This window comes from Sphaerochaeta sp. UBA5849 (assembly GCA_002432715.1).
In the GTDB taxonomy this organism is placed as follows: Bacteria; Spirochaetota; Spirochaetia; order Sphaerochaetales; family Sphaerochaetaceae; genus Sphaerochaeta.
On sequence record DJGJ01000049.1, the window covers coordinates 61617 to 87186 of the forward strand.

Genomic DNA, 25570 nt, shown 5'->3' on the forward strand with positions numbered 1-25570 from the left:
GCCTCAGTATTCCATACCACCAAGCAGTGTGGCAAGCGCCTCGATCGTTACCCCTTTTCTCTTTGCATAGAGGGCTTTTTGCTCTTCACTGACCTGTTGCACGCCAAAGTAACGAAGATGCTCCCCGCCGATGAGCATTCCACACACCGATGAGGGAGGATCCATGGCAAAGCTTTCGGTCAGTCGGACCTGGATGTTGGCTGTCGCATCCAGCAGGGAGAACAGCGTTTGTTTCTCGCTGTGATCACTCCAGGACGGGTAACCGGGAGCCGGTCGGATGAAAGAGAGGTCGTCCTCCGTCCACAACTGCTGCAGCTGAATCTGGGCCTGCTCCGCCAACACCTCGGCTAGCCGGTCGGCCAGCAGTTTGAGAGAGAGCAACTGCATGGTCTTTCCCTCAACTTCCAATCGCTTCAGATACCGGTCCAGGGTGAGGGAGGAAGTGGCGACAAACAGACCCACCGTATCATCGGGTGCAATATAGTCTGCGAGACACAAACCGCTTTGCTCATCGCGGAGGAAGTAGAAGCAGGCATCACCTACCTTGACCTGCAAGCGGTCGCTGGAAGCGGGAAACAAGCCGTAGACGATTTTACATCCTGCTTCGAAGAGGCTGATGATTTCAGGCTCGCCAAGCAGGGCTTTCCCTTCGGCAATGAGGTTCTTCCCCTCCAGGCTGTCATAAGGCACCTTCCAGGCCGAGCAGTACATGCGCCAATTGATGCCGGATGCCAAATCCTTCAGGCTGAAGTCGGTTTTAGTGAATACGCCGTAGACCTTGGCTTTGGTGCCCTGCTGCTTCTGGCCTCTCTTGAGCAGGGCCTCTGCGTAGAAGGATTGGCTCTGTTTTGGCCCCCGATGCTCTTCCCTCAGTTGCTGATAGACAGCTTGTACAGTACGTTTATAGGCTTTCCCATCCGGGCCTACCACCTGTTTTGCGGCCAAGGCCATGGCCGATGCATCCTTGGTTTGAATTACCGCCTCGGAGTAGAGGACGGAGAGCTTGACCGCCGTATGCAGTTCACTGGTGGTCGCACCCCCAACAAATATGGGAATGGAGGAACCCTTCTCTTCAAACAGCTTGATGACATTCTCCATCTCCTTCAGAGAAGGTGTGATCAGGGCGCTCAGCCCGACCAAGTCTGCCTTGTGACTTACGGCAGCTTCCCAGATGACCTGGGGAGGAACCATCACCCCGAGGTCGATCACAATGAAGCCATTGCAGCGAAGAATCAGATTGACGATGTTCTTGCCGATATCATGCACATCGCCCTTGACAGTGGCCATCACGGCAACCGGCCGTTTTTGACTGCTTGAATCAAGAGCATTCTGTTGCAAATATTCAGCTATCCTCGGTTGGAGGATATCAACAGCTAGTTTCATTGTGCGTGCACTTCGTACTACCTGGGGGAGGAACAGCTTGCCCAGCCCGAAGAGCCGGCCTACTTCCTTCATGCCGTCCATCAGAGGCCCTTCCACCAACGAAAGGGGATTCTCGCCCTCAAGCTCCTGCAGGTCCTGCTCCAAGTATGCATGGTCTCCTGCAAGAACGGCGTCGAAGAGACGTTCGGCGGCACTTCGCCGGCTGCGGTCGGCTCTCTGCTGCGGCGGCGTCTCATCCTCTTGCACTTCAAGGGCGAGAGCAATCAGGTTCGCCCGGTTTTGTGACAAGTCCTCATCCTCTGCAAGCAGGGCTTTCTCTATGACCGAGCGTGTTTTCTCGTCCAAGCTCTCCGGCTTGACAAGAGTTGCCGGATTGATGATCGCCATATCCAGGTCTGCAAGGGAGAGCAGCACTGCATGCATCGCTGTTCGGATCGCCTCATTTCCGCGAAAGGAGAAACTGAGATTCGACACCCCGCCGCTTGTGTGGCAAAGCGGATACCTCGCTTTCAAGGTCCGGGTGGCGAGAATGAAATCACGGGCATAGGTGTCATGCTCTTCAATTCCGGTGGCAATCGACAGGACATTCGCATCGAAGATGATGTCCTGTTCCCTGATGCCTGCATTGACAAGCAAGGCATGGCTGCGTTCGGCTATCGCCATTTTTCTCTCATAGGTGGCAGCCTGTCCCTCTTCATCAAAGAGCATCACCACCATGGCATGTCCGTACCGGGCAATCTGCCTGGCATGCCTGATGAAGCTTTCTTCGCCTTCCTTCAGGCTGATGGAGTTTACAATCCCCCTGCCCTGCACCTCGCCAAGGGCCTCTTCGATTACCGACCAGTCGGAGGAGTCGATCATGATTGAAGCCTTGCTCACCGAGGGATCGCCGGCGATATGGCGCAAGAACGAGCGCATGCCCGCTTTTGCATCGAGCATGGATGCATCCATGCAGACATCCAACACCCGGGCTCCCTGAGCTACTTGCCGGCGGGCGATGGCCAGGGCCTCCTCCCACTTCTCTTCTTTGATCAAGCGGGCGAATTTGCGCGATCCTGCAACGTTCGTACGTTCACCGATCACCAGCAGTTCGTTGGGTTTTACCTCTATCGAATCAAGACCGCTCAGCATCAAAGAAGTGGAGGGTTCGTGCCTGCTTCTGGGAACTGCCTTGTGGCAGGCCCGGGCCAAGGCGGCTATATGAGAAGGGGTGGTGCCACAACATCCGCCAAGGATGTTGAGTCTGCCCTGTTGCAAAACCCCTGCAAGTTGGTCTGCCATCGTATCGGGAGCAAGGGTGTAGACACCCTCCTTGTCGGGAAACCCTGCGTTGGGATGGGCGCTGACATAGAAAGGACAGATTGCATCAAGCTCCTCGATGAGGGGGAGCATTTGTTCGGGGCCTGTCGAGCAGTTCAACCCCAAGCTGAAAAGGGGAAACGGACTGAGGCTGGTTACAAAGGCCTCAAGCGTCTGGCCGCTGAGCGTTCGCCGGCTCTGGTCGCTGAAGGTGACGCTGACCATGATCGGGATGGTTTTGCCCTCCTCGGCCATGGCATCGAGGCAGGCAAGGATGGCACTCTTGGCAGCAAGCGTATCAAATACGGTTTCAATCAGAAGCAGATCCACGCCTCCCTGAACCAAGGCCCGCGCCTGCTCTCGATACATCGAAAAGAAATCCGAAAAATCACTCTGCCGGTAGGCGGGGTCTTCCACCTTCGGGGAGAAGGAAAGGGATCGGTTGGTCGGCCCGAGGACCCCGGCAACGAAGGCGTAACCATCATTTGCGGCCTCGAAATCGGCAGCCGCTTCACGCGCAATTTCACAGGCAGCCTGGTTGATGGTTTGCACCTGGTCCTGCAGGCCATACTCAGCCAGATTGAAGGCATTGGCGCAGAAGGTATTGGTCTCGATAATGTCGGAACCTGCCTCGAGGTATTGCCGATGAATCGCATATATGACATCACCACGGGTGAGATTGATCACCTCGTTGCATCCATAGGCGGCAAGATCCTCAAGCGTATAGTCTTCGACGGTCAAGCCCTGGCTTTGGATCATGGTTCCCATCGCCCCGTCAAGCAATACAACACGCTCAGAGAGCAGTCTTTTCAGGTATTCCGTTCGGTTCATTGCAGTATATCCCTCCAAAGGCTGTGGATACTCGGTTCGATGGTCCAAAACCAATTGATTACTTACTACTATCGGGCATCCTCCCAATGTAGGACATCAATCTATACATTGGTGTTGTCTTACGCTTCCCGCTCATGGGAAACCTCGAAGAGGCGCAGCGGGCAGGCTTGGGTGCACAATCCGCACACTACGCAGAGCGAAACATCGAAGACCAACTTTGCCTCGCTGTTCATCCTCAGCGCCCTTGGCGAACAGACTGCGGTGCAAGCGCCGCAGTGGATGCAGCCTTCCTCCCGAAAGAGCAGTTCCTTGACCATTTCGGAGACGATGACACCGGCATCAGAGAGGTAGATTACACTGGCATCGAGGTTCTGCTCGGTTCCGGAAAGCTCAACAATGAGCTTGCCTCCCCGACCACTGGCGACATCGGCATTGAGAATGTTGATGTCCACATCGTAGGTGCGGGCAAGTTTGCTGACAATCGGCTGCTCCACCAAGGTGGGAGAGAAGCGTAAGGCATAGCGTCGTTTCATTGCTCACCTCCTTCACGGGGAACCAAGGGTTTGACAAAGCTGTCCTTGGGGAACATCTGTACCGGTTCGGTAAGGAAGAACCGTTTCTCACGAATCCATCGGCCCAGCAGCTCGGCGATCTCCCGTGCCTTTGCAAGCGAAGAAAGAGGAGCAGTCCTGACTTGTTTGCCGTCAGGGAGGGTGACACTGCCGCTTGCAAGCTCGGCATAGGAGACGGTCCCCACCGCCGGGTGATTCTCTTGTCCATAGTCGAGGATGGTGGTCTCGATCTGGTCGTTGGAGATGCTCAGATGCTTGGCCATCCTCTCGTCCAGAACCGGGATGGGAATCCCGATGCCGACAAAAAGGGATACACCGTACTTCTCATAGTAAGCCGACCTGATGTAGTCGGCTGACATCTGCTTTGCATCACCGATTACCGCCAGGGTGGCTCCCGGGAGCTTGGGAATCCCAAACTCATTGCGCTCCCGCCTGGTGTTGAACTGAGTGCCGTTCCAAACCACATACCCTTCGGTACCACCGAGGAAAATACGGGTTCCAAGGCCGATGGTCCGTAAAAACGGGTCGTTGAGCAGGGGGCTGAGTTCTCCGCTGGTGGAGTAGGTGATATTGCTGTAGCGGGGAAGAAGGCTTCCCATATACGTGTATTTGATCCGATTGGTGCTGTTCGTAGCTGCAGCGTAGTTCTGGTAGGCGTTGCGGGGATTGAACAGGTAGAACTCGTTGACCGTCTCCTTGTTGATCCAGGTGTCGATTTCCTTGGTCGGATAACAATCGGTTCCCTTGCCCCTGGCATGCAGACGCACATCCTTGCCGCGAATGAGATCCTCGATGACATTGGCCCCGCCATAGGTTGGATCGAATTTTGATTCGCTGGTTGCTCCGATATAGGTATCGACTGCAGCAAGTCCTTCATAGGCACTCACCCCGTTGATGGAGATCTCCTCCATCCTGATGCCCGGAGACCAATGTCCGAAATTGATGATTGCCCCCGAGGAGCACATCGGACCGAATGTGGCTGTGGTGACCACATCCACTTCCTGGGCCAGCTCAGCCAAGCTCTTTTCTTTTGCCATTTTGGTAAAGACCTCGGCTGTAACCACCACCGCCTTACCTGTTTTGATCTTCTCATTGATCTGGGCAATCGTTTTTGCCATAGAAGCTCCTCTATTCGTTGAACTCGACCCCCTCAAGGGTCAAGACCGGGATTAAATGATAGGCTGGGACCTCGTAGGGATGGCTGTCCAAGAGGGCTTGGACCGCTTGGGCGGCATGCTCTTCATCGACAACCAATTCTAAACGCCACTGTGGCACTTGTTCAAGCGTTCCCACCTGCCCAAGGAAGGGAGAACTTCCGGCAAGGGGCCGCCATTGTCCGGTTCCCAGGGTTTGGAAGCAACATCGGTCGTAAGCGCCCATGGTACCGGCCCCTGCATTGAAAACAGCTTCCTTGACCACCTCCAGATGCGACTGGGGAACATAGAAAACCATCACGTACATCGTTGCATGCCTCCCGTATTGCCCGTATGATACGGCTATGGTAAAGCTTCTGGTATTTCTGGGCAATCCTGGCAAGGCGTACGCTAAAACACGGCACAATGTCGGCTGGATGGTTGCCGAACATCGGTATCCTCACGCAAGCTGGAGCGAGAAGTTCCATGGTCTGGTGAGTCTTGACAACTCGATCAGGCTGCTCAAACCCACCACGTATATGAACGAAAGCGGCAGGTCGGTCCGTGCCTGCATGGATTTCTACGGATATGCTATAGATGAGATACTGGTCATACACGACGATCTGGAGCTGCCGTTCGGAACACTGCGGCTGCAAAAAGGCGGGGGACTGGGAGGACACAACGGCCTGAAATCAATCAAGGCGCATACCCAAAGCGACCAGTTTTTCAGGTTGAGAATCGGCATCGGCAGACCGACTCACGGCCCGGTTGCATCCTTCGTGCTGGAGCGGTTTACCCAGGAAGAGGAGATTTCCTTGCCATTGGTGATCAATCTTGCAGTAAGAATGCTCACAGACACATATTCTTCTCTACCGGTAACAAAAACATTAGTTTAACAGTACCCATTTTTCAAGAAAGGGGTTACATCCATGAGCTCTCATGGTATACTGACTGTACTGTTCATGGATGAATCCACCCGCAGGGAGGCGCGCTTTGATTACACGTGATTTCCGCATTTCAGTTCGCACCAGGACTGAAATGGATTTTTTTCCAGCGTTGTTTCCGTCGGATTCCGATCTTCTTTCGCTCTACAAGCAAGCAACGGAACTCGCATACATCTACAACAGCAAGGTGAAGGCAAAGGGTGGCAATGACTGGGTTTCTGCAGGAAAACTCCATGCCACAGCAGTACTTCATCAGCTCTATCAGAGTGTTCTCAGTCGATACCTCAGCGACAGCGAACCAGATTTCTTCACCCGCCTTACCGCCCTTATCAACAAGAACCATGCCGCCCAGGAGGTTCTTGCCTTCTACATAAAGGAGTTTCCCTCTCCCCTTTTGGTGCAGCAGTCGCTTCCTCTGGATTACTTTTATGAAGAGTCGCTTCGCGGCTACTTCCTGCATCAGGTCATGCAGGAGAATCCCGCCCTCATCGCTGCCGCAAAACCCTTTCTTGCTCCCGAAGGCCTCACCTTCCCCCAAGCTTCCCAGGCGGTTACGGCCCTGCTTGGCGGGTATACCAGGGCATCCGCGGCCATGGCAAACAGCGATTCGGACATTTTCTCCTTTCTCACCCGGCCGGCAAAGCTCTATCCGGACTCGTTGCTCGACCAAATCAGCTATATTCTTGAAGCTTGGGCTGATCTGATCCCGCAGAACCTGAAAACAATGCTCCTCAGGGCCATCGATTTCGTACAGGAAGAGGACAAGCCGCACTACCCGCCGGTTGGCGGCGGAGGAAGTCCGGTGATGGTTGTCCCCGACTACAGCATTTTCGACCATGAGTACGAGGCTTTTACCGCTGACAGGAACTGGATGCCCAACGTCATCATGATGGCAAAGTCAACGTTGGTGTGGCTGGACCAGCTTACCAAGGAGTACGGCTATCCCATCGACACACTGGACAAGATTCCTGATCAGGAACTGGAGAAACTCTCCTCGCGCGGCTTTACCGCCTTGTGGCTCATCGGGCTGTGGGAACGCAGTCCAGCAAGCAAGAAGATCAAGAACTTGTGCGGCAATCCCGATGCCGAGGCATCGGCCTACTCGCTGAAGAACTATGAGATTGCAGAGGCCATCGGGGGATGGCAGGCATTGGACAACCTGCGCCAGCGTTGCAGCCGCTACAACATCCGCCTGGCCAGCGACATGGTGCCCAACCACACAGGCATCGATGGCGACTGGGTTTTCAACCACAGCGAGTATTTCATCCAGCAGGATTATCCTCCCTTCCCTTCCTATACGTATGACGGCCCCAATCTCTCCTCCGACTCGAATGTGGAAATCAAGCTGGAGGACCACTATTATGACCGCAGCGATGCTGCCGTCACATTCAGGCGCCGAGACCTCCGCTCTGGACAGACTTCGTATATTTTCCACGGCAACGATGGGACTTCGATGCCCTGGAACGATACCGCCCAACTCGATTTCCTCAATCCAGCCACCCGCGAGGCTGTGTATCAGCAGATCAAGCATGTCGCGAGCAACTTCCCGATCATTCGGTTCGATGCCGCAATGACTCTGGCAAAGAAACACATCCAGCGGCTCTGGTATCCAAAACCGGGCCACGGCGGTGATATTGCAGGCCGCACCCAGCATGGGATGGACGAACTTGAGTTCAACCAGAGAATCCCCCAGGAGTTCTGGCGGGAGGTGGTTGACCGCATCAACGAGGAGCTTCCCGACACCCTGCTGCTTGCCGAAGCTTTCTGGATGATGGAAGGATACTTTGTTCGTACATTGGGGATGCATCGAGTCTACAACAGCGCATTCATGAACATGCTCAAGAACCAGGAGAACCAGAAGTATCGGGAGACGATCAAGAACACCATCGCTTTCGAACCTGAAATCCTCAAGCGCTTTGTCAACTTCATGAACAATCCCGACGAGGAGACGGCGGTCGCCCAATTTGGAGACGGGGACAAGTACTTCGGTGTTTGCACCCTGCTGGCCACCATGCCCGGCCTGCCGATGTTCGGCCATGGCCAGATCGAGGGCTATCGCGAGAAATATGGCATGGAGTACCGCCGTGCATATTGGGATGAAAGACCCAACCAGCATCTGGTGGATGAACATTATCGAAGAATCTTTCCGCTTTTGCGAAAGCGGTATCTATTCAGCGGTGTCGATTACTTCCAGCTCTTCGACCTCTATCGGGATGGATCGGTACAACAGTCGGCCTTCTGCTATGTAAACGGCACCGAGCGGGAACGCGCCTTGGTGCTCTACAACAACCAGTATGAGTGCGTGGAAGGCTGGATCAAGACCAGCTCCCCCAAATTGCTGAAGGTCGGTGAGGATAAACGAAGCGAAACCACAAGCCTCGCCGAGGCTCTCGGTTTGACTGTGGGCGGAAGAAGGTACCTCCTTTATGATTCGTTCAACGAAGGCCTTACCTATATGAAACCTTCGCTGAAGGTATATGACGAAGGGTTTGCCGTCCAGCTTAAGGGTTTTGAGACAAAGGTGTTCTTGAACATCCGCGAGGTTGAGGATGTCGACGGCACCTACTCCGAGCTGTATGAGCAGATCGGGGATGGAGGAATATCCAATCTTGAACAGGAAATCCTTGCACTCCGCCTCAAGCCTGTGTACAAGGCGATGGAGAGCTTCCATTCGGAGAGCTTTTTCAAGCAGATCAGGCTCATCCTTGGAGGAGAAGCCACCAGCAAGAGCGAACGAAAACTCATTCTCACCTTGGCTGAGGCCTACGCCCATCTAGTGGCTGCCGTGGAGAACCTGCATCCCGCTGCCAAAAAATCACTGCCATCCCTGCCGCAGGATGTCAATCCCGCCCAGATGCTCTCACAAATCCAGCGGTACAGCACCCTCTTCAAACAAGAGGAAACCCGGGTCTTTCTGCACGGCTCGCGCATCCTTGACGAAATGGAGGCGGTGGTCGCAGCCTCCTTCTTCCTCAAACCGTTCCTCAGCAATGAGGCAACCATCGGCGAGGCGATGCGGGCGAGCGACACCCTGTTGCTCTCGCGATTCTTCTCCAAGGAGCTGTGTGAAGCGGGATTCACCCAGGAAGCCGCCAGAAGAGCCTGTCACAGCGCTGCCATTCTTGCAAGCGCAGCCTTCATGGTGGACGACAGCATGGAAGATCCCAAGCAGATACTGAGGCAATTGCTTTCCGACCCCAGTCTTGCCAAGTATGCACAGGTCAACGAGTATCAGGGAGTAACGTGGTATGCAAAGGAGGCAATGCAAGAGATCATCTATTTTTCAGCACTCTCTCTTGCCGTAATCAAGGGAATGGGAAATATCAGCTCCTTCATAAAGGACCTGATGGAAGCTGAGATGCAGTCTGGATATAAGCTTGAGCAACTATTGGGCTGAAAAGCGACGTTTGATTGACTTGCTGCATCTGATAAGATACTCTTGGATGGTATGAAAACCTGGATAAGCTATCTGGCTGCAACGGCCTTGGGCTTGGCTGCAACCCTTTTATTTGGAGAGTCGGGAATATTCCAACAAGTGATGTATACCATCACCGCTCTTTTTGTGCAGCTCGGCGGTTTCGTATTGATTCCACTGGTCTTTTTCGGCTTTTCGAGCGGAATAGCATCCCTGCGAAAAGACAGCAAGGGAGGGGTGTTTGCACGAACCACCCTGCTCTGGAGTGTGTTTTCAACCCTGCTGTTGGTGCTCTCTTCCGCTCTTGTCTTCAGGTTCTTCCCTTCCTATTTCCCTGCCAGCACCAGTGCAGGCAGTGATGCTTCCACGCTTTCCATAATCGCACCCCAATCGCTTTCCACCCTGTTTGAGTCGATGCTTCCGGTCAACCCATTCTATACCTTGGCCAATGCTGAAAGCTTTTTGCTTCCTGTTTTGGTGATAGCCTTGGTCTTCGGGTATTTCCTGAAACCAAATGTGGAGGTCATCAGACCGGCCTACGTGACCATGAACTCCCTCAGCGAGACCATGTTCCGTCTCGCGAGGGCCTACAGCACCACAGGTCACTTCTTTCTGTTCTTTGCATCCTCCTACTGGTTCAGCCACCTGCAGATGGAGGGGACCATTTTTGTTGCCGGCAGATTTTTGCTTATGCTGATCACAGCAACCCTTTCGGTCATCCTGGTTGTGCTGCCGCTTCTCTTTGGTTTGGTCACCCGTTTCCGTGTCAATCCCTATGTAGTCATCTACCGCATGCTCGCTCCGGCTGCAGCAGGGCTCTTCAGCGGCAGCATCTTCTTTTCCAGCCCGATCACCATCTCACTTTCCAGGCACAACCTTGGTTGCCAGAAACGCGTAAGTGCCACCGCCATTCCCCTGTACACCCTCATCGGCAGGGGAGGTTCGGCAATGATTGCCACCTTGAGCATTCTCAGCCTGCTCTATGCAGCCACGCAATCCATGCCTGCCGACAAGGTCATCCTTTTCGTCGCCCTGGCCAGCGCTCTCTTTGCCTACGCAAGTCCGCTTTACCTCGGCTACGAGGTATTCTTCATCTCCACCATCGCCTTGCAATTTCTGAAGATTGACTTGTACGGTGCTGAAATGACGCTCATCGCCCTGATGCCGATCCTCAACGGCTTGGGGATTCTCGTGGATTCCTACATTGCTGCCTTTGGCAGTGCCTACACCTGTCAACGGCTCGGGGTTCTCACTGAGAGTTCCTACCGCGATATTTTGTAAGATACCATGGGAAAAAATCTTCGTTTTGTCCTTCTGGGGATTCAAGGACTCGTCACCCTCATTCTCACTGTTTGCATCGTTCACGGCATTATCAGTGCTGTACAGCTACAGACATGGGCCACAGCCCGTTCGCATCTGCTGCCCTCCCTGATTCATCTATGGGTGGCATTCACGGCAGCCTTGCTGCTCTGCTTTTTCTATCGTGCAAATATCGGAGCCGAAGCGAGGGTGCTTCCTCTCTTGTTCCTCATGATAAGCCTGGGCAATGTCAAAATTCTGCCGCTCTATCATTCGATCAGCCATATCTTCATTCTCAGCCCGTCGGCGATTTCTGTGCTCTACCATTTCTCCCTGCTCTTTTCATCATTCTTGTTTCTGGCCTCTGGGCTCTTTCAACAGACAATCAACCCTGCAAAACTCAGCCAGTACTCCTTCGTTGCAGCTGCAAGTGCACTGTTCCTGTCGATGACCGTACCGGTATCGGTCAACTCACCTTCGTTTCTTTTTGAGGCAAGTGTGACCAACTCCCTGTTTCTTGGTATTTGCATATTGATCAATGTACTTGCCGTTGCCACCTTCTTCATTGCCATGTTCGAAGAGCAGTTCAGCCGGCAGACGTTCGCACGATGCCTCTCATTCATCCTGATGATCATCGGCAATGCCATGATTACAATCAGCCAAAACACCTTATGCAATGTGTTCGGACTGGTTCTCTATGTAGCTGGAACCACCATTCTCATTCTGGTGACCAGGACCTATCACATCTGGACCTGATCACGTAAAAAGTGGTCGCATTCCCTCTTGTTTGACCAAGCTCAACATCTCTGCTTCTGTTGGTTGCACAATCGGCTTGTCGGCTGCCTTGAGCACGGCCGGCAGCAGAGTAATGTCACCTGCACTGTTGAGAAAAAGCTGCTGATTGGAAAGGACATAGTGTACGGCTTTCTCGATGGCTGCTTCGTCGCTGAGGGCGTCATACCATGTGGCAAACGTTTTCTCGTTGGGTTTGTACTCTCCGCGTGCAAGAGCTTTGATGGTCTGAACAGCAATATTGCGTTGTTTGCAGACGGATAAGAGCTTTGATACATCCTCCTTGTAGGCAGGATTCTGCAACATGGTGAAGTTATAAGGGAAAAGCACAGCGTCAAAGTCATAGACTTCAAGACTTTTCAAATGTGCCTTGGGAGCATCGACACCGTGTCCGGTGACTCCCAAAAAACGCACCAAGCCTTGCTCTTTTGCCTCAATGGCTGCCTCCAATGCACCGCCTTCCCCCATCGCAACCTCCCACTCCTCGGGGTCGACGAGGAAATGCAGCTGCCAGAGATCCAGGTAATCGGTCTTCAGACGATGCAGGGTTTGCTTGAGTTCCTCCAAAGCCTCCGCTTTGGTGCGCTTACCGGTTTTTGAAGCAAGAAAGAAGGACGAGCGCCTGCTTTTCATCCACGGACCGACATGCAGTTCAGAATCCCCGTAGCTTCTGGCGGTGTCGATGTGGTTGATCCCGTGGTCCAGAAGGAGACCAAGCGTCCTGTCAGCTTCCTGTTGTGTCACTTCGCTGAATGCAGCAGCGCCAAAAACAACCCTGCTGGAACGATGACCGGTCCTGCCAAACTCCTTGTATTCCATAAAAACCTCCTTGGAATGACGAACAGGGCCCGAAGGCCCTGTCAATCATATCATGAAACCATGCTTACCGCATGGTAATGATGCTCGGATCATACTCAGCGGGAGCTTCAAAGTCGAGAAGGTTCATGCAGGTTGCAGCAATGCTGCTGATCCCCAAGCCTGTTTTGAGCTCGGTTTCATACTCACCCTGGTAGTTGCTGTCACAGATGATGCAGGGAACAGGATTGAGCGAATGGCTGGTCTTGGCCTTTGGATCGCCATTCTCCTTGTACTGTACACTTCCATCCTTTCCATGTTCGAACATGTCGTCGGCATTGCCGTGGTCGGCGGTGATGACCATGACGCCACCGGCTTCCATGACGGCTTTGTGAATCCTGCCGATCTGCAGGTCAAGACCCTCCATGGAGCATACAACCGCTTGGAAGTTGCCCGTATGGCCTACCATGTCCCCGTTGGGGAAATTGAGTTTGATGAAGTCCCATGTTCCGCTCTCAACTTCCTTGATGACGCGGTCGGCGATCTCTGCACACTTCATCCACGGCCTTTCCTCGAAGGGAACGATGTCACTGGGAATCTCCACATACTCTTCAAGCTTGTCATCGAACTTACCGCTCTTGTTTCCATTGAAGAAGTAGGTGATGTGTCCGAACTTCTGCGTCTCACTGATTGAGAACTGCCGCACCTTGGAAGCACAAAGGTATTCAGCAATCGTCTTGTCGATGGCAGGAGGCGTGACCAAGAATTGTCTGGGAACATGCAGATCACCGTCGTATTCCATCATGCCGGCATACTCCACCTTCGGATGGCGTTTGCGGTCGAACTCAGTGAGCTGCTCGGCTTCAAAAGCCTTGGTGATCTCAAGGGCACGGTCGCCGCGGAAGTTGAAGAGAATGACGCTATCCCCATCCTCAATGGTTCCCACCGGCTTTCCGTCCTTGGCGATGACAAACGGGGGCAGGTCCTGATCGATGGCCTTGCTCTCCTTGCGAAGAGTCACGATGGCCTCATGGGCGCCTGCAAACATCCTGCCTTCACCCAACACATGGGTCTCCCAACCCTTGCGGACCATGTTCCAGTTTGCATTGTATCGGTCCATGGTGATAACCATGCGGCCACCGCCGCTGGCAATCCTTGCATCGAAGGAAGCATCGTTGAGGGAAGCGAGAAATTCCTCAAAGGGATCGAAGTACTCAAGTGCGCTGACCTCGCCGACATCACGGCCGTCGAGCAGGGCATGGACACGGACCTTTGCAATCCCTTCCTTCTTGGCCTGGACAATCATGGCCTTGAGGTTGTCGATGTGCGAGTGGACATTCCCGTCGCTGAGCAAGCCGATGAAGTGGAGCGTCGATGCATTGGTTTTTACATTGGCCACCAATTTCTTCCAGGTGGATCCTTCAAACATGGCCCCGGTTTCGATGGAATTGTTCACCAGTTTTGCGCCCTGGGAGAAAACCCGTCCACAGCCCATGGCATTGTGGCCGACTTCACTGTTTCCCATATCGTCATCGCTGGGAAGTCCGACGGCCAAGCCGTGCGCCTTCAGCTTGGTCCATGGATTGGTTTTATACAGCTTGTTCAAGTTCCCAGTGAGAGCGGCTGCAACGGCATCGCCCTCCTTGTATTTTCCGAATCCTACTCCGTCCATGATCACCAGGACGACGGGACCTTTGCGGGAAATCTTTCCCATTTTTTTCAATGCATCAACCATTGGTATATTCTCCTTCTCGTATATCCGCTTACAGCCTTGCGGTGGCTCTCTGAAGGTATGGGAGAGCTGTACCGTCCACCAAATCCTTCAATTCTGCATAGACCCATTGGTGGTAGGCATCCACCATGGCAATTTCCGCCTCGGTAAGCAGATTCTTGTCTATCAATGTGCGTTCAAACGGACAGATGGTCAAGACTTCAAAGCTCAAGAACTGTCCAAATTCAGTTTTCACATCCTCTTTGATTGCAAGGATGTTCTCAAGGCGAATGCCGTGCCGGCCTTCCTTGTAGACACCCGGTTCATCGCTGACGATCATGCCCTTCTTCAGCGGTACCGCCAGCGGTTTGGGACTGATTGAATGAGGCCCCTCATGGACACAGAGCCGGAACCCCAATCCATGGCCGGTGCCGTGGAAGTAACTCAAGCCCTGCTGCCAGAGGAACTGCCTTGCAAGCACGTCCAGCTGATACCCGCAGGTTCCCTCAGGGAAGCGCATGTTCGCAAGCGCAAGGTTGCCTTTGAGCACCAAGGTGTAGTCACGTTTCTGCTCCTCGGTGGGGATGCCGAAGAGAATGGTCCTGGTCACATCGGTAAGGCCGAAGGTGTACATTCCGCCGGTGTCGAGGACAAGCAGGCCGTTGCCCGCCACCTTCGCATTACTCTTCTCATCGGCACTATAGTGGCACATCGCCCCATGAGCGGCCCATCCGCTGATCGGGGAGAAGGACTCTCCGATGCAGTGTGCACTCCGCTTCCGCTGCCTCTTGAGCATATCGCTCAGCTCGATCTCCGTATACCTGCCGTTTTGGGTATCCAGGGAGGCAAGGAAATTCACCAAGGCAACACCGTCGAGCAGGTGGGCCTTTCTCATCCCTTCCAACTCGGTCTCGTTCTTGCAAGCCTTTAGGTCGGTTGTGATATCGAGCCCGCTTACGGTCTTGTTTGCTCGGAACGTTTCAAAAAGCAGAAGGTTGGTCTTATCGGGATTGTAATAGATGACATCATCGGCCTTGAACAGATTTGAAAGGGTGGAAACCACCGCTTCATAGTCAAGAATCTCAAAATCCGAGGAGACCAGGCTCTTGGTTTCTGCATCAAAACGATCTGGATTGGTGAACAACCAGGCTTGCTGCCTGCCGACTACCAAATAGGAGAGGAACACCGGATTATAGGAGATATCAGAACCTCTGAGATTGGTAATCCAGGCAATGTCGTCAAGAGAGGAGACAACGGTATAGTCACACCCTTTGCGGGCCATGGCCAGACGCACCATGGTAAGCTTCTGGATGGCACTGAATCCTGCAATGTCGTTGGGAACCGAGACTACCTTGTTTGAAGGAACAGCAGGTCTATCGAGCCAGATTGCATCCAGAAGGTCGGATCTGGGGACCACCTCCAGCTTTCCAGCAAAAGCAGCCTCCATGGAGGCCTTGGCGGAGACGGTAAGGGTTGCACTGTCGATGCCGACCCTGCTCCCTTCTGAAAGCTGTTCTTTGAGGTAGTCATAGGGGTCGGGATACGAAGGAGTGTCGACTTTCATCATGACAAACTCACTGCCCGCTATCTGCTGCTGGGCCTGAATGAAATACCGCGAATCGACCCACAAGAGAGCAGCGTCCTTGGTGATGACCACCGTACCGGCACTTCCGGTAAAGGAACTGATCCACTGTCGGGTCCTGTACCGTGTACAAACATATTCACTTTGATGGGGATCGGTTCCATTGATGATCCATGCATCAAGATCATGCTTTTCAAGAAGGGTGCGCAGTGCGGCGACCCGTTCATCTATGTGAGACATGCAAGGCTCCTTTTTTCCGCAAGACAAGTGCGAAGACGATTCCACTGATTATCATGGCAAGGCAGAAGAGCTGCCCCATGGAGAAGTTGAAGAAGGATTGGAACAAGGCAATATTGTCCGATTGTTTGCCCAATGCAAGAATATACCCAAGGTTCTCATCAGGGGCGCGGAAGTACTCGATGAAGAACCGAACCGTCCCATACCCGATCATATACCAAGCCAGCCCCATGCCGGCTTTCAGATTCTTCTTCCTGCGTATGACAAACCATAAAAAGAGAAAGAGCAGAATCCCTTCAAACAGCGCTTCGTACAACTGGCTGGGATGACGGGGCAGGTTTACCAGGTTTCCATCCTGATAAGCAATGCCAAGCGAATCGGCAAGATTTCGGACCCACTCATAGTTTGTTGAGAAACGGGGCGCATCGGGGAATATGACGGCCCAAGGTCTTGTTGAAACACGCCCGAAGAGTTCGCCGTTGATAAAGTTTCCCAACCGTCCGAAGGTATAACCCAAGGGAGCGGCATAGCTGACGGTATCAGCGATACGGAGGAAGGAGATCCGGTATTTGCGGCTGAACAACCAGCCGCCGAGAATGGCGCCCACCAAGCCGCCATGGTAGCTCATACCCGGCAAACCGACAAATCGGCCGTCTCTGAAAGGCCAGAAAATCATCCAAGGATGAGTCCAGTAATAGGTGGTTCCATCATAGAATAAAACAGAAAAGAGCCTGGCTCCAACAACCAGACCAACAACACAATAGAGAACCAGATTCAGGCTTTGGTCTGCATCGAGGTCGATGTCTCCCCTTCGTGCCTGGAGACGAATCATCAGGTAGGCGATACTGAAGGCCACCACGTACATCAGACCATACCACCGTAGAGGCAGGCCGGGGATAATTTCCGGCGAAATCCAGCTGGGGAAGGAGATGAATAGTGTCATGGGGCAAGTGTAATGTGCTGTAAGAGTGTGGTCAATACTACAAAACCTAGCCGTTTCCTCTCTGATATTGTATATTTAGTATATGAGAAGAACCATTATACGCAGGCTTAGCCTTAGTTTCATAGTATTGCTGACTTTCCTGCCCCTGTTCGCAGGTGGTTCGATGGAGCAGATTCTTGCGGCTCCGCTTTCCACCCGCACAAGCATGGAAGCAGACCAAATTTCTATCGATATGGCCTCGCTGGAACGGCTGTACCGGTATGTCGATTCAATCTATATCGATGAGATTGACAAGCAGAAGATGTTCAACGATCTTGCTTCCGCCCTCATCGCATCCCTGGACGACCCCTACTCCTTTTATGTTCCGCCCTCCAAGGCAAAGGAGTACCAGGAAGAAACCAGCGGGGTATATGGCGGGATAGGAACGTATCTGAATAAACCCTCCCCGGATACTATCGACCCCTCCGATCCCTCCACGTATATGATCACCATCGTCTCACCGTTCCCCGGATCTCCGGCACAAAGGGCCGGGTTGATGGCAGGTGATTTGATCAGTCACATCGATGGGGAGAAGGTGGACGAGTTGACCAGCTACGAAGCGAGCATGAAGCTCAGGGGAGAGGTAAACACCCTGGTAACCATCACGGTCTACCGCAATGGGACCTCCTTTGATTTGACGCTCAGACGGGAAATGATCACCGCCCCTACAGTCGACAGCACAGTCATTGAGGGAAACATCGGGTACATCATTCTCTCTGAATTCACCCCTCAAACCGGTAATCAACTGCTCGAACACGTACAAAAGTTGATGAAGCAGGGCATCGTCGGCCTGATCATCGATGAGAGGAACAATTCAGGAGGGGCTGTGGACGGAGCCCTGCAGTCGGCGAACATCTTCCTTGAGGAGGGCAAGACGCTGGTAACCATCCAGGGCAAGAAAGGCACGATGCGCGATCAACGGTATATATCCACCGGAAACGCGGAAGTACCTGCAAACCTTCCCATCGTCATCCTTACCAATACCGGCTCTGCTTCCTCCGCCGAGATTTTTGCCGCCGCCATGAAGGACAACGGCAGGGCTACCCTCATCGGGACGAAGACGTTCGGCAAGGGTATCGTGCAGGATGTGTTCCGCTTCGGTTCGGGCTTCGCCCAGGTGACAACGGCACACTACTACACCCCCAACGGAGAGAACATCCACAAGCTGGGAATCGAGCCGGACATATTGGTCGAGGATGTGCAGCTTTCGGATGATGAGATTCCAGCCTTTGAGCAGTTGATGACCGACAAGGTGATCAGCAGTTATGTGCAGGAGAATCCAGAGCCGAGCGAAGAGAACATCCGCCGCTTTGCAAAGCTGTATGCTGAACGAGGAATCGACGAGGAAGTGCTGACGCTTCTGGTTCGCAACGAGTATCTGTCGAAGATGCCCTATGACAAGCGACCCATCGCCGATGCCACCTTCGACAAGCAGCTCAATCGTGCAGTTCAGTTCATCAGGACTGGACAATGAGGCAGTTGGTACTGCCTCGCTCCTATGAGGGTGCTCCGGTTCTTGAGCTGAAAGGCAAGGAGAGCCATTATCTGACCAAGGTGTTGCGCCTGAAAAAAGGACAGCAAATCCTCGGGCGCGACACCGAAGGCCATATGATTCTACTCACCCTCACCGAGATTACGGCCAGCGGTTGCGTGCTTTCCTGCCGGCAGGTCGATTCGACCATGCAGGTTCAGACCACCGATACCCTGCCTTCCTATCAGGGGCCGTATCCCAACCTGGTGCTGCTTCAATGTCTCTGCAAAGGAAAGAAAGAGGAACAGATTTTTCGCCAGGCCACCGAAATCGGTGCTGCAACGCTTGCCTTGGTTTCAAGCAGGTACTGCGTCACCGATCTTTCAGACAAGAAAGAGAAAGCGGTACAAGCCCGTTTTGAGCGCCTTGACGCCCAAATCAAGGAGGCCCTGCAGCAAAGCGGGTCTCCCATTCCCACGCACCTTGTACCAGAGGTGCTTGAGCTGAAGGACGTCCCGACCTGGTGGGCTGATCGCGGCTTGGCCATGTTCTTCCACCAAAGCATGCGTTCAGAGAAGCAGGAAACGCTTACTTCCCTGCTCAAGGGCCATCCACTCCACGTACCTGTTTGCGTCCTTATTGGACCGGAGGGAGGTTTCAGCGATGAAGAGTGCTTGTTCCTGGAGCAATCGGGATTTCATCCCGTCTTGTTGAAAACCAATATTCTTCGAAGTGAAACAGCCGGCCTCTATGCCCTTTCCGCCATACAAGTCCTGCTCACGGAAGCATGAAATTAAACCGGTACACCTCTCGTAACAAGAGTAGAACCAAGTAACACTTACTTTCAGAATCTTTCGTGGGAATAATCGAAAAACACTCATACTTCTCAGATCTTCCAACCGAGATTTCCTATATCCATCTGTTAGGAGTTTCTATGTCTTTGTTCATCGTCTCCTCTGATTGGCGGTTCAAGGAAAAATTCAAGTCGCACTTTACAACCAGTTTTCTTCGTGAGTTTTCCATGGCTGAAAAAGCCCTTGCAGCCCTGCAGACGGAACAACCGGTACTCATAATCATCGACAACCGATTAGGCAAGGGCTCGTACCAATGGTTCCTGCAACTCTTGTCCGACAGACAAACAGAGGTTCCCATCCTTCTGTGTCTGGAAAAGGACCAGTCGGACCCGGTGCCGGCCACAAGCAATCTGAAATTGTTTTGTGTGAAGCGGGATGAGTTGAATTATCCGAAATTGTTTGAATACTTGGACACGCTGAAACAGCAAGAAGCAGTACAGGAAAAAGCCTCGTACCAACCAAGCGGGCTGATCGGGCAAAGCGATTGCATGCATTTGGTACGGGAACAGCTGAAGCGGTATGCCCATCAGGATTGTTCCGTCCATCTGTACGGAGAGACAGGAACAGGCAAGGAGATCGCCGCCAACTATCTGCATCATCTCAAATATCCCCATAGGAACATTGTCTCGGTGAACTGCTCGCTACTCAACAGCGCCTTGGGCAACTCCATGTTTTTCGGTCATGCCAAGGGTGCTTTTACCGACGGAAAGACGGAGCTTCCCGGTCTTGTGCACGAGGCCCATCAATCGACGTTGTTCCTTGATGAAGTGGAAAATCTCACCTTGCAATTCCAGGCACACCTCTTGCGCCTGTTGGAGACAGGCCAGTATCGAAGGTACGGAGAAACACAGCTGAGAATATCCAAGTTCCGACTCATCACGGCCTCCAATGAGAAGCTTTCCGCTCTCATCCACCGCAATGTGATGCGCAGGGATTTTTTATACCGTATTACCGATACCTGCATCCATATGCCTGCTCTTCGTGAACATAAGGAAGATATTCCCCAGCTTTGCTCCCACTATCTGAGTCTGAATGCACCTCAAAAAGAAGTATCGATGCAAAGCCTGAAACTCTTGCAGTCTTATCATTGGCCCGGCAATGTAAGACAGCTGTTCTCCACCCTCAGGCGGGGTGTCATAGCCAGTGGGGAACAAGAGGAAATAAGCATTACAGAGAAGGACATTGAATTAGTGTGAGCAATCTGCATTGCAGGAGGAGCAGCATCCACTGCACATGTGCAACATTTCCTTGCCCGCCTTGATTCTCCTTCTTCGACGGATGGCCTTGGCAAACAGGGTGAGAAGAAAAAATGCTGAACCGAATCCAATAACGTAGTTGATCATGCTTCACCTCCTAGAACAACGAACCGACCAGGTTGATCAACAGCGCCACGATATAGGCTGTCGCCATCTGGATTCCTACTGCAGAAGCAGTGCGCCTCCAACTCTTCAATTCCCGTTTCATTGCACCTACCGCTGCAAAACAGGGCATGCAAAGGAGATTGAAAGCCATGTAGGCAAGGGCTGCCTGCTTGGTTGGAATATCGGCATGGATGGTGCTCAAAGCATGCTCATCACCACCTTCCATCAACACCGCTTCGGTATAGATGTCAAAAGCCTCATCGGGTGAGTAAATCCCATCGGAAAACCCCAGTTCTGCCAATGCATCTGCATCCATCGATGCAAAGTATTGCTCAAGATACGCTTCACTTACGTCCTCGCTGTACAGCTGTGCCAGCGTAACAACCACCATCTCCTTGGCAATCCAGCCTGTGGCAATGCCTACTGTCGGTCTCCAGGCCCCGAAGCCGGTCGGCTTGAACACAGGAGCCACTGTTTTCCCCACGGAAGCCAGGAAGGAGTTATCCATTTCAGAGAGCACGGTTCCCCGTTCAAGACGATTCTGACCGGTGAAGGACTGCACATTGAAGTTCGAAAGCACCCAAATAAGAATCGTGGCTGCGAGAATAACGGTTCCCGCTTTCTGTACGAAGCCTTTCACCTTCTCATACCCATGGATCCACACCGAGCGAAGCTTGGGAAGACGATATTGGGGAAGTTCCATCAAGAAGTTGGAAACCTGGCCCCTGTAGGCAATGCGGTTGATGATAAGCGAGACGACAATCGAAACCGATAGGCTGAGCGCATACAAGAAGAACAGGACCAGGGTCTTGTTTCCTTCGGCAAAGAAGACGGAGACGAACATGATGAAGATCGGCAGCTTCGCTCCACAGGGCATGAACCCGCACAAGAGCGTGGTGATCCTGCGATCTTTTTCACTGTCCAAGGTTCTTGTTGCCATAATTGCAGGTACAGAGCAGCCGAATCCCATCAAGAGGGGGATGAAGGAGCGTCCGGAAAGCCCGAATCGTCTGAAAATCCTATCCATGACGAAGGCAACCCGCGCCATATAGCCGCTGTCCTCCAAGAAGCTCATCAGCAGGTAAAGCACCAAAATAAGGGGGAGAAATCCAAAAATCGCCCCGATTCCTTCCAACACGCCGTCGACTACCAGACTGTAGGCCCAATCCGAGGCCCCGGCGTTTTCGAGGAAGACGGAAACCACATCGGTCAAGCCACCCCACACCGTTTCCACCAAGGCTGCAAGGGCTATGCCGGGACTGGGCAGGCCGGGTATGAACAGGAAGTTCTCACTGAATGTCATGGCAAACAACATATACATGACCAAGGCAAAGACAGGGAGTGCAAAGAATCGATGAGTCAACACCTTGTCAAGCTTGTCGCTCACACTCTCGGACCGAACACCCTGGACACCCGTTTTTTTGACACAGGTTTCCATCAATGACTGGATGTAGGCATACCGACGGTCGGCAAGGGTATCCTCGTCGACCTTTCCTGCCAAGGAGTAGATTTCCAGGTGTTTGGGTTTGCGTTTCTGCTCTATTGTCCGATATACAGCTTCCATGAGCACGTCAAGGCCTTTGTTGTTTCTCGCTTCTATCGGAACAACAGCAACACCCAGCTCAGCCTCCAGGCGGGCGAAATCGATTATATCTCCTCGTGCCGCTACTTCATCCATCATGTTGACTGCAAGCACGGTGGGCGCCTGGGTTTCCATGATCTGCAGGGCAAGATACAGATTCCTCTCAAGAGAAGTGCCATCCAATACATCGATAATGCAGGCAGACTTCTCTTCTACGATATACGTACGGGTGATGATTTCTTCAGCGCTGTAGGGGCTGAGTGAATAGGTTCCGGGAAGATCGAGAATGGTCAGATTCTTGTCCTTGCGGTACTGCCCCTCTTTCTTGTCGACGGTCACTCCGGGCCAGTTCCCTACGTGTTGTCTCGATCCGGTCAGGGCGTTGAATACGGTAGTCTTACCGGAGTTCGGATTTCCGGCAAGGGCAATGGTAATGGGCATGGAAGACTCCTTCTATATGTTAGCTATTACTAACTTTTGGTAGAAAAAATATTAGTCTCTTTCAACTTCAATCAACGCAGCATCGCTTTTTCTCAAGCTCAACTGATATCCGCGCAATGTGAGCTCCAAGGGGTCTCCCAAGGGAGCAACCTTTACAAGCTTCACTTCGACTGAAGGGGTGATTCCCATGTCCAAAATGCGCTGCCGCAACATTCCTTGGGTCCCGATCTTCAGAACCCGTGCCTTCTCTCCAGGACGCAAATCTCCGAGTGTCATCCATCAAACCTCTCTTCGTTCTTTCGAACGGTATTATGCAACATTGATGCGGTGTGCCAAACCGCGGTTAAGGGCAAGGCGAACGCCTTTGATGGAGAGGACAAGGCCCTGATTGCTGTTGCCGATGATTTGTACGATTTGTCCTGCAACGAAGCCCATGTCCAGCAGATGCTGTTTCATCGTGTCGTCTCCCTGCAAGGAAAGTATTTTGCGTGTTTCTCCAGCTTGGGCAAAGGAAAGGGGCATAATGATTCCTCCATAGTTAGCTATTGCTAACATTCAGATATTTTATACCGTTCTCTTGTACTGTTTGTCAAGTCTTTTTTCTTACAATTCTACTTCGACTCGATTCCGGCCAAGCTGCTTGGCTCGGTACAAGGCGGAGTCCGCCCGCTTGAGAACCTGATCCTCCGAAGTATCGGAAGGAAGAAACGTGGATATTCCGGCGGAAATGGTAAACGTAATTGCTATTCCGTCATGCATGACGATACTTGCCCGGGTTGTTTCAAGCAATGTCTTTTTTACTTTTTCAAGCTCGTCCATGGGGTCAGCGGGACATGCAATTAAAAATTCATCGCCTCCCCATCGGAAGAGGGCGTTCTCTGTACAGATAACCTGGGATATGGATTTTGAGAGCTGCACCAGACACCGGTCCCCGATATCATGGCCATAGGTGTCGTTGATCTGTTTGAAGTAATCAACATCGAAAAGGGCTACCATGGTCGAGGTTTGCATCCGCTTGAATTGGATGAAGCGATCCTTGATCACCATCAGCCCGTATCGTCGGTTTCCGACCCCTGTCAAGGGATCCTGATAGGCCTGTTGTTCGAGAACATGTTCGCTCTTTTTGTTTCTTCGTTGCTCGAGATACACCAAAAGCAGGGAGTGAATAACAAAAAGACCAAGTATTGAATACAACTTTCCCAATGAGTGAGACTATACATGCTTGATTTTGGGAGGCCTGCCCCGTTTTTTCTTGGGTTGCAGCTTCTCCGTAGGATGGATGTCCAGCCGTTTGAGAATCTCCTCGTATGAGGGGTTTATCCTGATCAGATGCCATCCACGGGCGGGGTCGTTGAACATCTTCGCCCGTGCCAGTATTTTCATGATCTTCTTGTACGTCATCTGTTCAAGCAGCTTGGCCTCGTCGAATGCACGGATCATCCTGAAGGTGAGCACCGAGGAGAGGAAGTCGCAGAACTCGCTTCCGATCACGCTGTAGTCGTCGTGCACGCGCGTCTCGTCGAATTCAAGGGCCGACTTGTAGAAGCGCATGACCAACTCGATCTCCCACCGCTTGGAGTAGGCCTTGTAGATGGTTTCGGCGTCGGTGTCCAGGTCGCATTCCAGGACCACGGTGCCGAACACCGCTCTTGCCTTCTGCAGGCCGGCAAGGCTGTAGTCGTTCTTCTTCCTGCTCCTCTTGAGCCAGTCGGACTCCTCCTTCGCCGCCCTGTATGCATCGCGGAACGAATAGAGGAACCTGCCGTCGGGTGCTCTCTCCTTCCGGTAGGTTATCCCCTCATACCCGCCCAGCAGGGCGGTGAACTCAAGCATGTGCAGATCCGAGGCCATCCTGGAGTCCCTCTTCAGCGGATTGAGGTAGTGAAGGTCGGGATTCTCTTGGAAGTGCTGCTTCGCGGCCGACTGGGGGAAGCCCTTGTCCGCCACCACGATCCCTTTCGTAATATGATGCACGGAGATGAATTCGTTGTAGGCGGTGACGTCGAGCATGTTGCCGGGGAAGCATTTGGAGCATACCGGCTCTTCGGCCTCGAGGTCGTAGGCGTACAGCACCGAGATGTCCCTCGTGCCCTTCGTCCTGGCCTTGCGGGAGAAGTCGGAGAGCGAGTTGACCCTCGACTCGTCCGACTTCAGCGTCCCGTCTATCAGCAGGTGGTGGTCCAACCCCACGCGGGCGGTCCTGCTGCGCATGAACAGCGTGATCTTGGAACAGGTCCGGCCCAGGTCGTTGAGGAACGCCGATACCGTGTTCCTCGAGAGGGCGACACCCGGATGCAGCTCGGAGAGGAAGCTCTCCTCGTAGGCATCCTTCAGCTCGCAGTCCTTTATCCCGCCGAAGCAGACCCTGAGCACGGCGATGCACCAGATCTTGAGTGCGTCGTCGCTGTCGTAGACCTCGCGAAGCTCGTCGAGCATGTTGCCGAAAAGCTTCTGCGCAAGCACGACGTTGGCCCAATCCTTGAGGTCCGCCGCCGATGCCGAGACGGGGCGGCATGCCTCCTCCTCGAGGGGGACGTACCTGCCGCCGACGATGTGTCCGATGGTGGGCCCGTTGACCGGAAGCCTCCGGTCCCCGTCGCTGCGGCAGCCGATCCTTGCCCTGACGGCATACCGGTCGCGGTTCTTTCCGTATGCGATGACGATGGAATTCTTCGGCCGCTCGACGGCCAGGATCTCTTTTGGAATCGGCATGAGGACCCCCTTTTCTTTATAGTCTAATTATATAATAAATAGACTATAATCACAAGGGAAGGACAGGCTGGAATACACCGAAATCCAAGAAATCCATGACGATTTCTCTGGCGGAATGAGGCAAATGTAGCGATGAGTGGGTCCCTGACATGCCTGACTATTGGAAAGCGTGTT

At 53.0% G+C, this 25570-nt stretch carries 21 protein-coding genes; 7 read left to right on the forward strand and 14 right to left on the reverse strand.

The features are described from left to right. Nucleotides 1-3: 3 nt before the first annotated feature. The 4 genes from metH to B3K89_RS08720 form a co-directional block, all read right to left on the reverse strand. Nucleotides 4-3513: a methionine synthase gene (metH, locus tag B3K89_RS08705; RefSeq protein ID WP_293895052.1), complete on the reverse strand. Its 3510-nt coding sequence runs from the start codon at nucleotides 3511-3513 to the stop codon at nucleotides 4-6. Nucleotides 3514-3632: 119 nt separating this feature from the next. Next, nucleotides 3633-4046: an NIL domain-containing protein gene (locus tag B3K89_RS08710; RefSeq protein ID WP_293895049.1), complete on the reverse strand. Its 414-nt coding sequence runs from the start codon at nucleotides 4044-4046 to the stop codon at nucleotides 3633-3635. Further along, nucleotides 4043-5203, reverse strand: a complete 1161-nt coding sequence (locus B3K89_RS08715; protein ID WP_293895046.1) for a homocysteine biosynthesis protein — start codon at nucleotides 5201-5203, stop codon at nucleotides 4043-4045. The genes B3K89_RS08710 and B3K89_RS08715 overlap by 4 nt, the downstream gene beginning before the upstream one ends. Before the next feature lie 10 nt (nucleotides 5204-5213). After that, on the reverse strand, nucleotides 5214-5546 hold the full coding sequence (locus tag B3K89_RS08720) for an NGG1p interacting factor NIF3 (RefSeq protein WP_293895043.1): 333 nt from the start codon (nucleotides 5544-5546) through the stop codon (nucleotides 5214-5216). Between the two features lie 37 nt (nucleotides 5547-5583). Between B3K89_RS08720 and pth the strand changes: the two genes are divergently transcribed. From pth to B3K89_RS08740, 4 genes are all read left to right on the forward strand, one after another. After that, nucleotides 5584-6114, forward strand: coding sequence for an aminoacyl-tRNA hydrolase (pth, locus tag B3K89_RS08725; RefSeq protein ID WP_293895040.1), 531 nt, complete (start codon nucleotides 5584-5586; stop codon nucleotides 6112-6114). 142 nt (nucleotides 6115-6256) lie between these two features. After that, on the forward strand, nucleotides 6257-9559 hold the full coding sequence (locus B3K89_RS08730) for an alpha-amylase family glycosyl hydrolase (RefSeq protein ID WP_414712347.1): 3303 nt from the start codon (nucleotides 6257-6259) through the stop codon (nucleotides 9557-9559). Between the two features lie 51 nt (nucleotides 9560-9610). Next, a complete protein-coding gene (locus tag B3K89_RS08735; protein WP_293895034.1) occupies nucleotides 9611-10858 on the forward strand; it encodes a cation:dicarboxylate symporter family transporter in 1248 nt (415 codons plus the stop codon). Nucleotides 10859-10864: 6 nt separating this feature from the next. Next, on the forward strand, nucleotides 10865-11632 hold the full coding sequence (locus B3K89_RS08740) for a hypothetical protein (RefSeq protein WP_293895032.1): 768 nt from the start codon (nucleotides 10865-10867) through the stop codon (nucleotides 11630-11632). Here B3K89_RS08740 and B3K89_RS08745 read toward each other — a convergent pair whose 3' ends face one another. From B3K89_RS08745 to lgt, 4 genes are all read right to left on the reverse strand, one after another. Continuing rightward, nucleotides 11633-12487 carry an aldo/keto reductase gene (locus B3K89_RS08745; protein WP_293895029.1) on the reverse strand — a complete coding sequence of 285 codons (855 nt, stop codon included), beginning with the start codon at nucleotides 12485-12487 and terminating at the stop codon, nucleotides 11633-11635. It lies immediately after the preceding gene. A gap of 64 nt (nucleotides 12488-12551) precedes the next feature. Next, nucleotides 12552-14198, reverse strand: a complete 1647-nt coding sequence (gene gpmI / locus B3K89_RS08750; protein ID WP_293895026.1) for a 2,3-bisphosphoglycerate-independent phosphoglycerate mutase — start codon at nucleotides 14196-14198, stop codon at nucleotides 12552-12554. A 28-nt stretch (nucleotides 14199-14226) separates the two neighbouring features. Further along, nucleotides 14227-15996, reverse strand: coding sequence for an aminopeptidase P family protein (locus B3K89_RS08755; protein ID WP_293895023.1), 1770 nt, complete (start codon nucleotides 15994-15996; stop codon nucleotides 14227-14229). Next, complete coding sequence (gene lgt / locus B3K89_RS08760; protein WP_293895020.1) at nucleotides 15980-16936, reverse strand: prolipoprotein diacylglyceryl transferase; 957 nt, start codon at nucleotides 16934-16936, stop codon at nucleotides 15980-15982. The genes B3K89_RS08755 and lgt overlap by 17 nt, the downstream gene beginning before the upstream one ends. A gap of 82 nt (nucleotides 16937-17018) precedes the next feature. On the opposite strand from lgt, the gene B3K89_RS08765 reads away from it, so the two are divergent. The 3 genes from B3K89_RS08765 to B3K89_RS08775 all read left to right on the forward strand — a co-directional run bounded on the left by B3K89_RS08765 (nucleotide 17019) and on the right by B3K89_RS08775 (nucleotide 20496). Then, a complete protein-coding gene (locus B3K89_RS08765; protein ID WP_293895017.1) occupies nucleotides 17019-18449 on the forward strand; it encodes a S41 family peptidase in 1431 nt (476 codons plus the stop codon). Continuing rightward, nucleotides 18446-19237 carry an RsmE family RNA methyltransferase gene (locus B3K89_RS08770; protein ID WP_293895014.1) on the forward strand — a complete coding sequence of 264 codons (792 nt, stop codon included), beginning with the start codon at nucleotides 18446-18448 and terminating at the stop codon, nucleotides 19235-19237. The genes B3K89_RS08765 and B3K89_RS08770 overlap by 4 nt, the downstream gene beginning before the upstream one ends. A 143-nt stretch (nucleotides 19238-19380) precedes the next feature. Further along, complete coding sequence (locus B3K89_RS08775) at nucleotides 19381-20496, forward strand: sigma-54-dependent transcriptional regulator (protein WP_293895011.1); 1116 nt, start codon at nucleotides 19381-19383, stop codon at nucleotides 20494-20496. On the opposite strand, the gene B3K89_RS08780 is transcribed toward B3K89_RS08775, so the two are convergent. From B3K89_RS08780 to B3K89_RS08805, 6 genes are read right to left on the reverse strand one after another with little or no spacing between them, the layout of a single operon-like run. After that, nucleotides 20488-20643 (reverse strand): hypothetical protein, encoded by a 156-nt coding sequence (locus tag B3K89_RS08780; RefSeq protein WP_293895008.1) that lies wholly within the window; start codon nucleotides 20641-20643, stop codon nucleotides 20488-20490. The two genes, B3K89_RS08775 and B3K89_RS08780, sit on opposite strands and share 9 nt — an antisense overlap. Before the next feature lie 10 nt (nucleotides 20644-20653). After that, nucleotides 20654-22684, reverse strand: coding sequence for a ferrous iron transport protein B (gene feoB / locus B3K89_RS08785; RefSeq protein ID WP_293895005.1), 2031 nt, complete (start codon nucleotides 22682-22684; stop codon nucleotides 20654-20656). Nucleotides 22685-22735: 51 nt separating this feature from the next. Continuing rightward, nucleotides 22736-22960, reverse strand: coding sequence for a FeoA family protein (locus B3K89_RS08790; protein WP_293895002.1), 225 nt, complete (start codon nucleotides 22958-22960; stop codon nucleotides 22736-22738). Between the two features lie 33 nt (nucleotides 22961-22993). Then, nucleotides 22994-23239, reverse strand: coding sequence for a FeoA family protein (locus tag B3K89_RS08795; RefSeq protein ID WP_345907284.1), 246 nt, complete (start codon nucleotides 23237-23239; stop codon nucleotides 22994-22996). Nucleotides 23240-23287: 48 nt separating this feature from the next. Beyond that, entirely contained in the window at nucleotides 23288-23887 is a 600-nt protein-coding gene (locus B3K89_RS08800) for a GGDEF domain-containing protein (protein WP_345907285.1), read from the reverse strand. A gap of 9 nt (nucleotides 23888-23896) precedes the next feature. Beyond that, nucleotides 23897-25396 carry a transposase gene (locus B3K89_RS08805; RefSeq protein ID WP_345907286.1) on the reverse strand — a complete coding sequence of 500 codons (1500 nt, stop codon included), beginning with the start codon at nucleotides 25394-25396 and terminating at the stop codon, nucleotides 23897-23899. Between the last annotated feature and the right edge of the window lie 174 nt (nucleotides 25397-25570).

Coding starts and splice junctions, on each gene's coding strand:
- metH (WP_293895052.1), bottom strand. CDS start 3,513: ATGAACCGAACGGAATACCTGAAAAGACTGCTCTCTGAGCGTGTTGTA.
- B3K89_RS08710 (WP_293895049.1), bottom strand. CDS start 4,046: ATGAAACGACGCTATGCCTTACGCTTCTCTCCCACCTTGGTGGAGCAG.
- B3K89_RS08715 (WP_293895046.1), bottom strand. CDS start 5,203: ATGGCAAAAACGATTGCCCAGATCAATGAGAAGATCAAAACAGGTAAG.
- B3K89_RS08720 (WP_293895043.1), bottom strand. CDS start 5,546: ATGTACGTGATGGTTTTCTATGTTCCCCAGTCGCATCTGGAGGTGGTC.
- pth (WP_293895040.1), top strand. CDS start 5,584: ATGGTAAAGCTTCTGGTATTTCTGGGCAATCCTGGCAAGGCGTACGCT.
- B3K89_RS08730 (WP_414712347.1), top strand. CDS start 6,257: ATGGATTTTTTTCCAGCGTTGTTTCCGTCGGATTCCGATCTTCTTTCG.
- B3K89_RS08735 (WP_293895034.1), top strand. CDS start 9,611: ATGAAAACCTGGATAAGCTATCTGGCTGCAACGGCCTTGGGCTTGGCT.
- B3K89_RS08740 (WP_293895032.1), top strand. CDS start 10,865: ATGGGAAAAAATCTTCGTTTTGTCCTTCTGGGGATTCAAGGACTCGTC.
- B3K89_RS08745 (WP_293895029.1), bottom strand. CDS start 12,487: ATGGAATACAAGGAGTTTGGCAGGACCGGTCATCGTTCCAGCAGGGTT.
- gpmI (WP_293895026.1), bottom strand. CDS start 14,198: ATGGTTGATGCATTGAAAAAAATGGGAAAGATTTCCCGCAAAGGTCCC.
- B3K89_RS08755 (WP_293895023.1), bottom strand. CDS start 15,996: ATGTCTCACATAGATGAACGGGTCGCCGCACTGCGCACCCTTCTTGAA.
- lgt (WP_293895020.1), bottom strand. CDS start 16,936: ATGACACTATTCATCTCCTTCCCCAGCTGGATTTCGCCGGAAATTATC.
- B3K89_RS08765 (WP_293895017.1), top strand. CDS start 17,019: ATGAGAAGAACCATTATACGCAGGCTTAGCCTTAGTTTCATAGTATTG.
- B3K89_RS08770 (WP_293895014.1), top strand. CDS start 18,446: ATGAGGCAGTTGGTACTGCCTCGCTCCTATGAGGGTGCTCCGGTTCTT.
- B3K89_RS08775 (WP_293895011.1), top strand. CDS start 19,381: ATGTCTTTGTTCATCGTCTCCTCTGATTGGCGGTTCAAGGAAAAATTC.
- B3K89_RS08780 (WP_293895008.1), bottom strand. CDS start 20,643: ATGATCAACTACGTTATTGGATTCGGTTCAGCATTTTTTCTTCTCACC.
- feoB (WP_293895005.1), bottom strand. CDS start 22,684: ATGCCCATTACCATTGCCCTTGCCGGAAATCCGAACTCCGGTAAGACT.
- B3K89_RS08790 (WP_293895002.1), bottom strand. CDS start 22,960: ATGACACTCGGAGATTTGCGTCCTGGAGAGAAGGCACGGGTTCTGAAG.
- B3K89_RS08795 (WP_345907284.1), bottom strand. CDS start 23,239: ATGTTAGCAATAGCTAACTATGGAGGAATCATTATGCCCCTTTCCTTT.
- B3K89_RS08805 (WP_345907286.1), bottom strand. CDS start 25,396: ATGCCGATTCCAAAAGAGATCCTGGCCGTCGAGCGGCCGAAGAATTCC.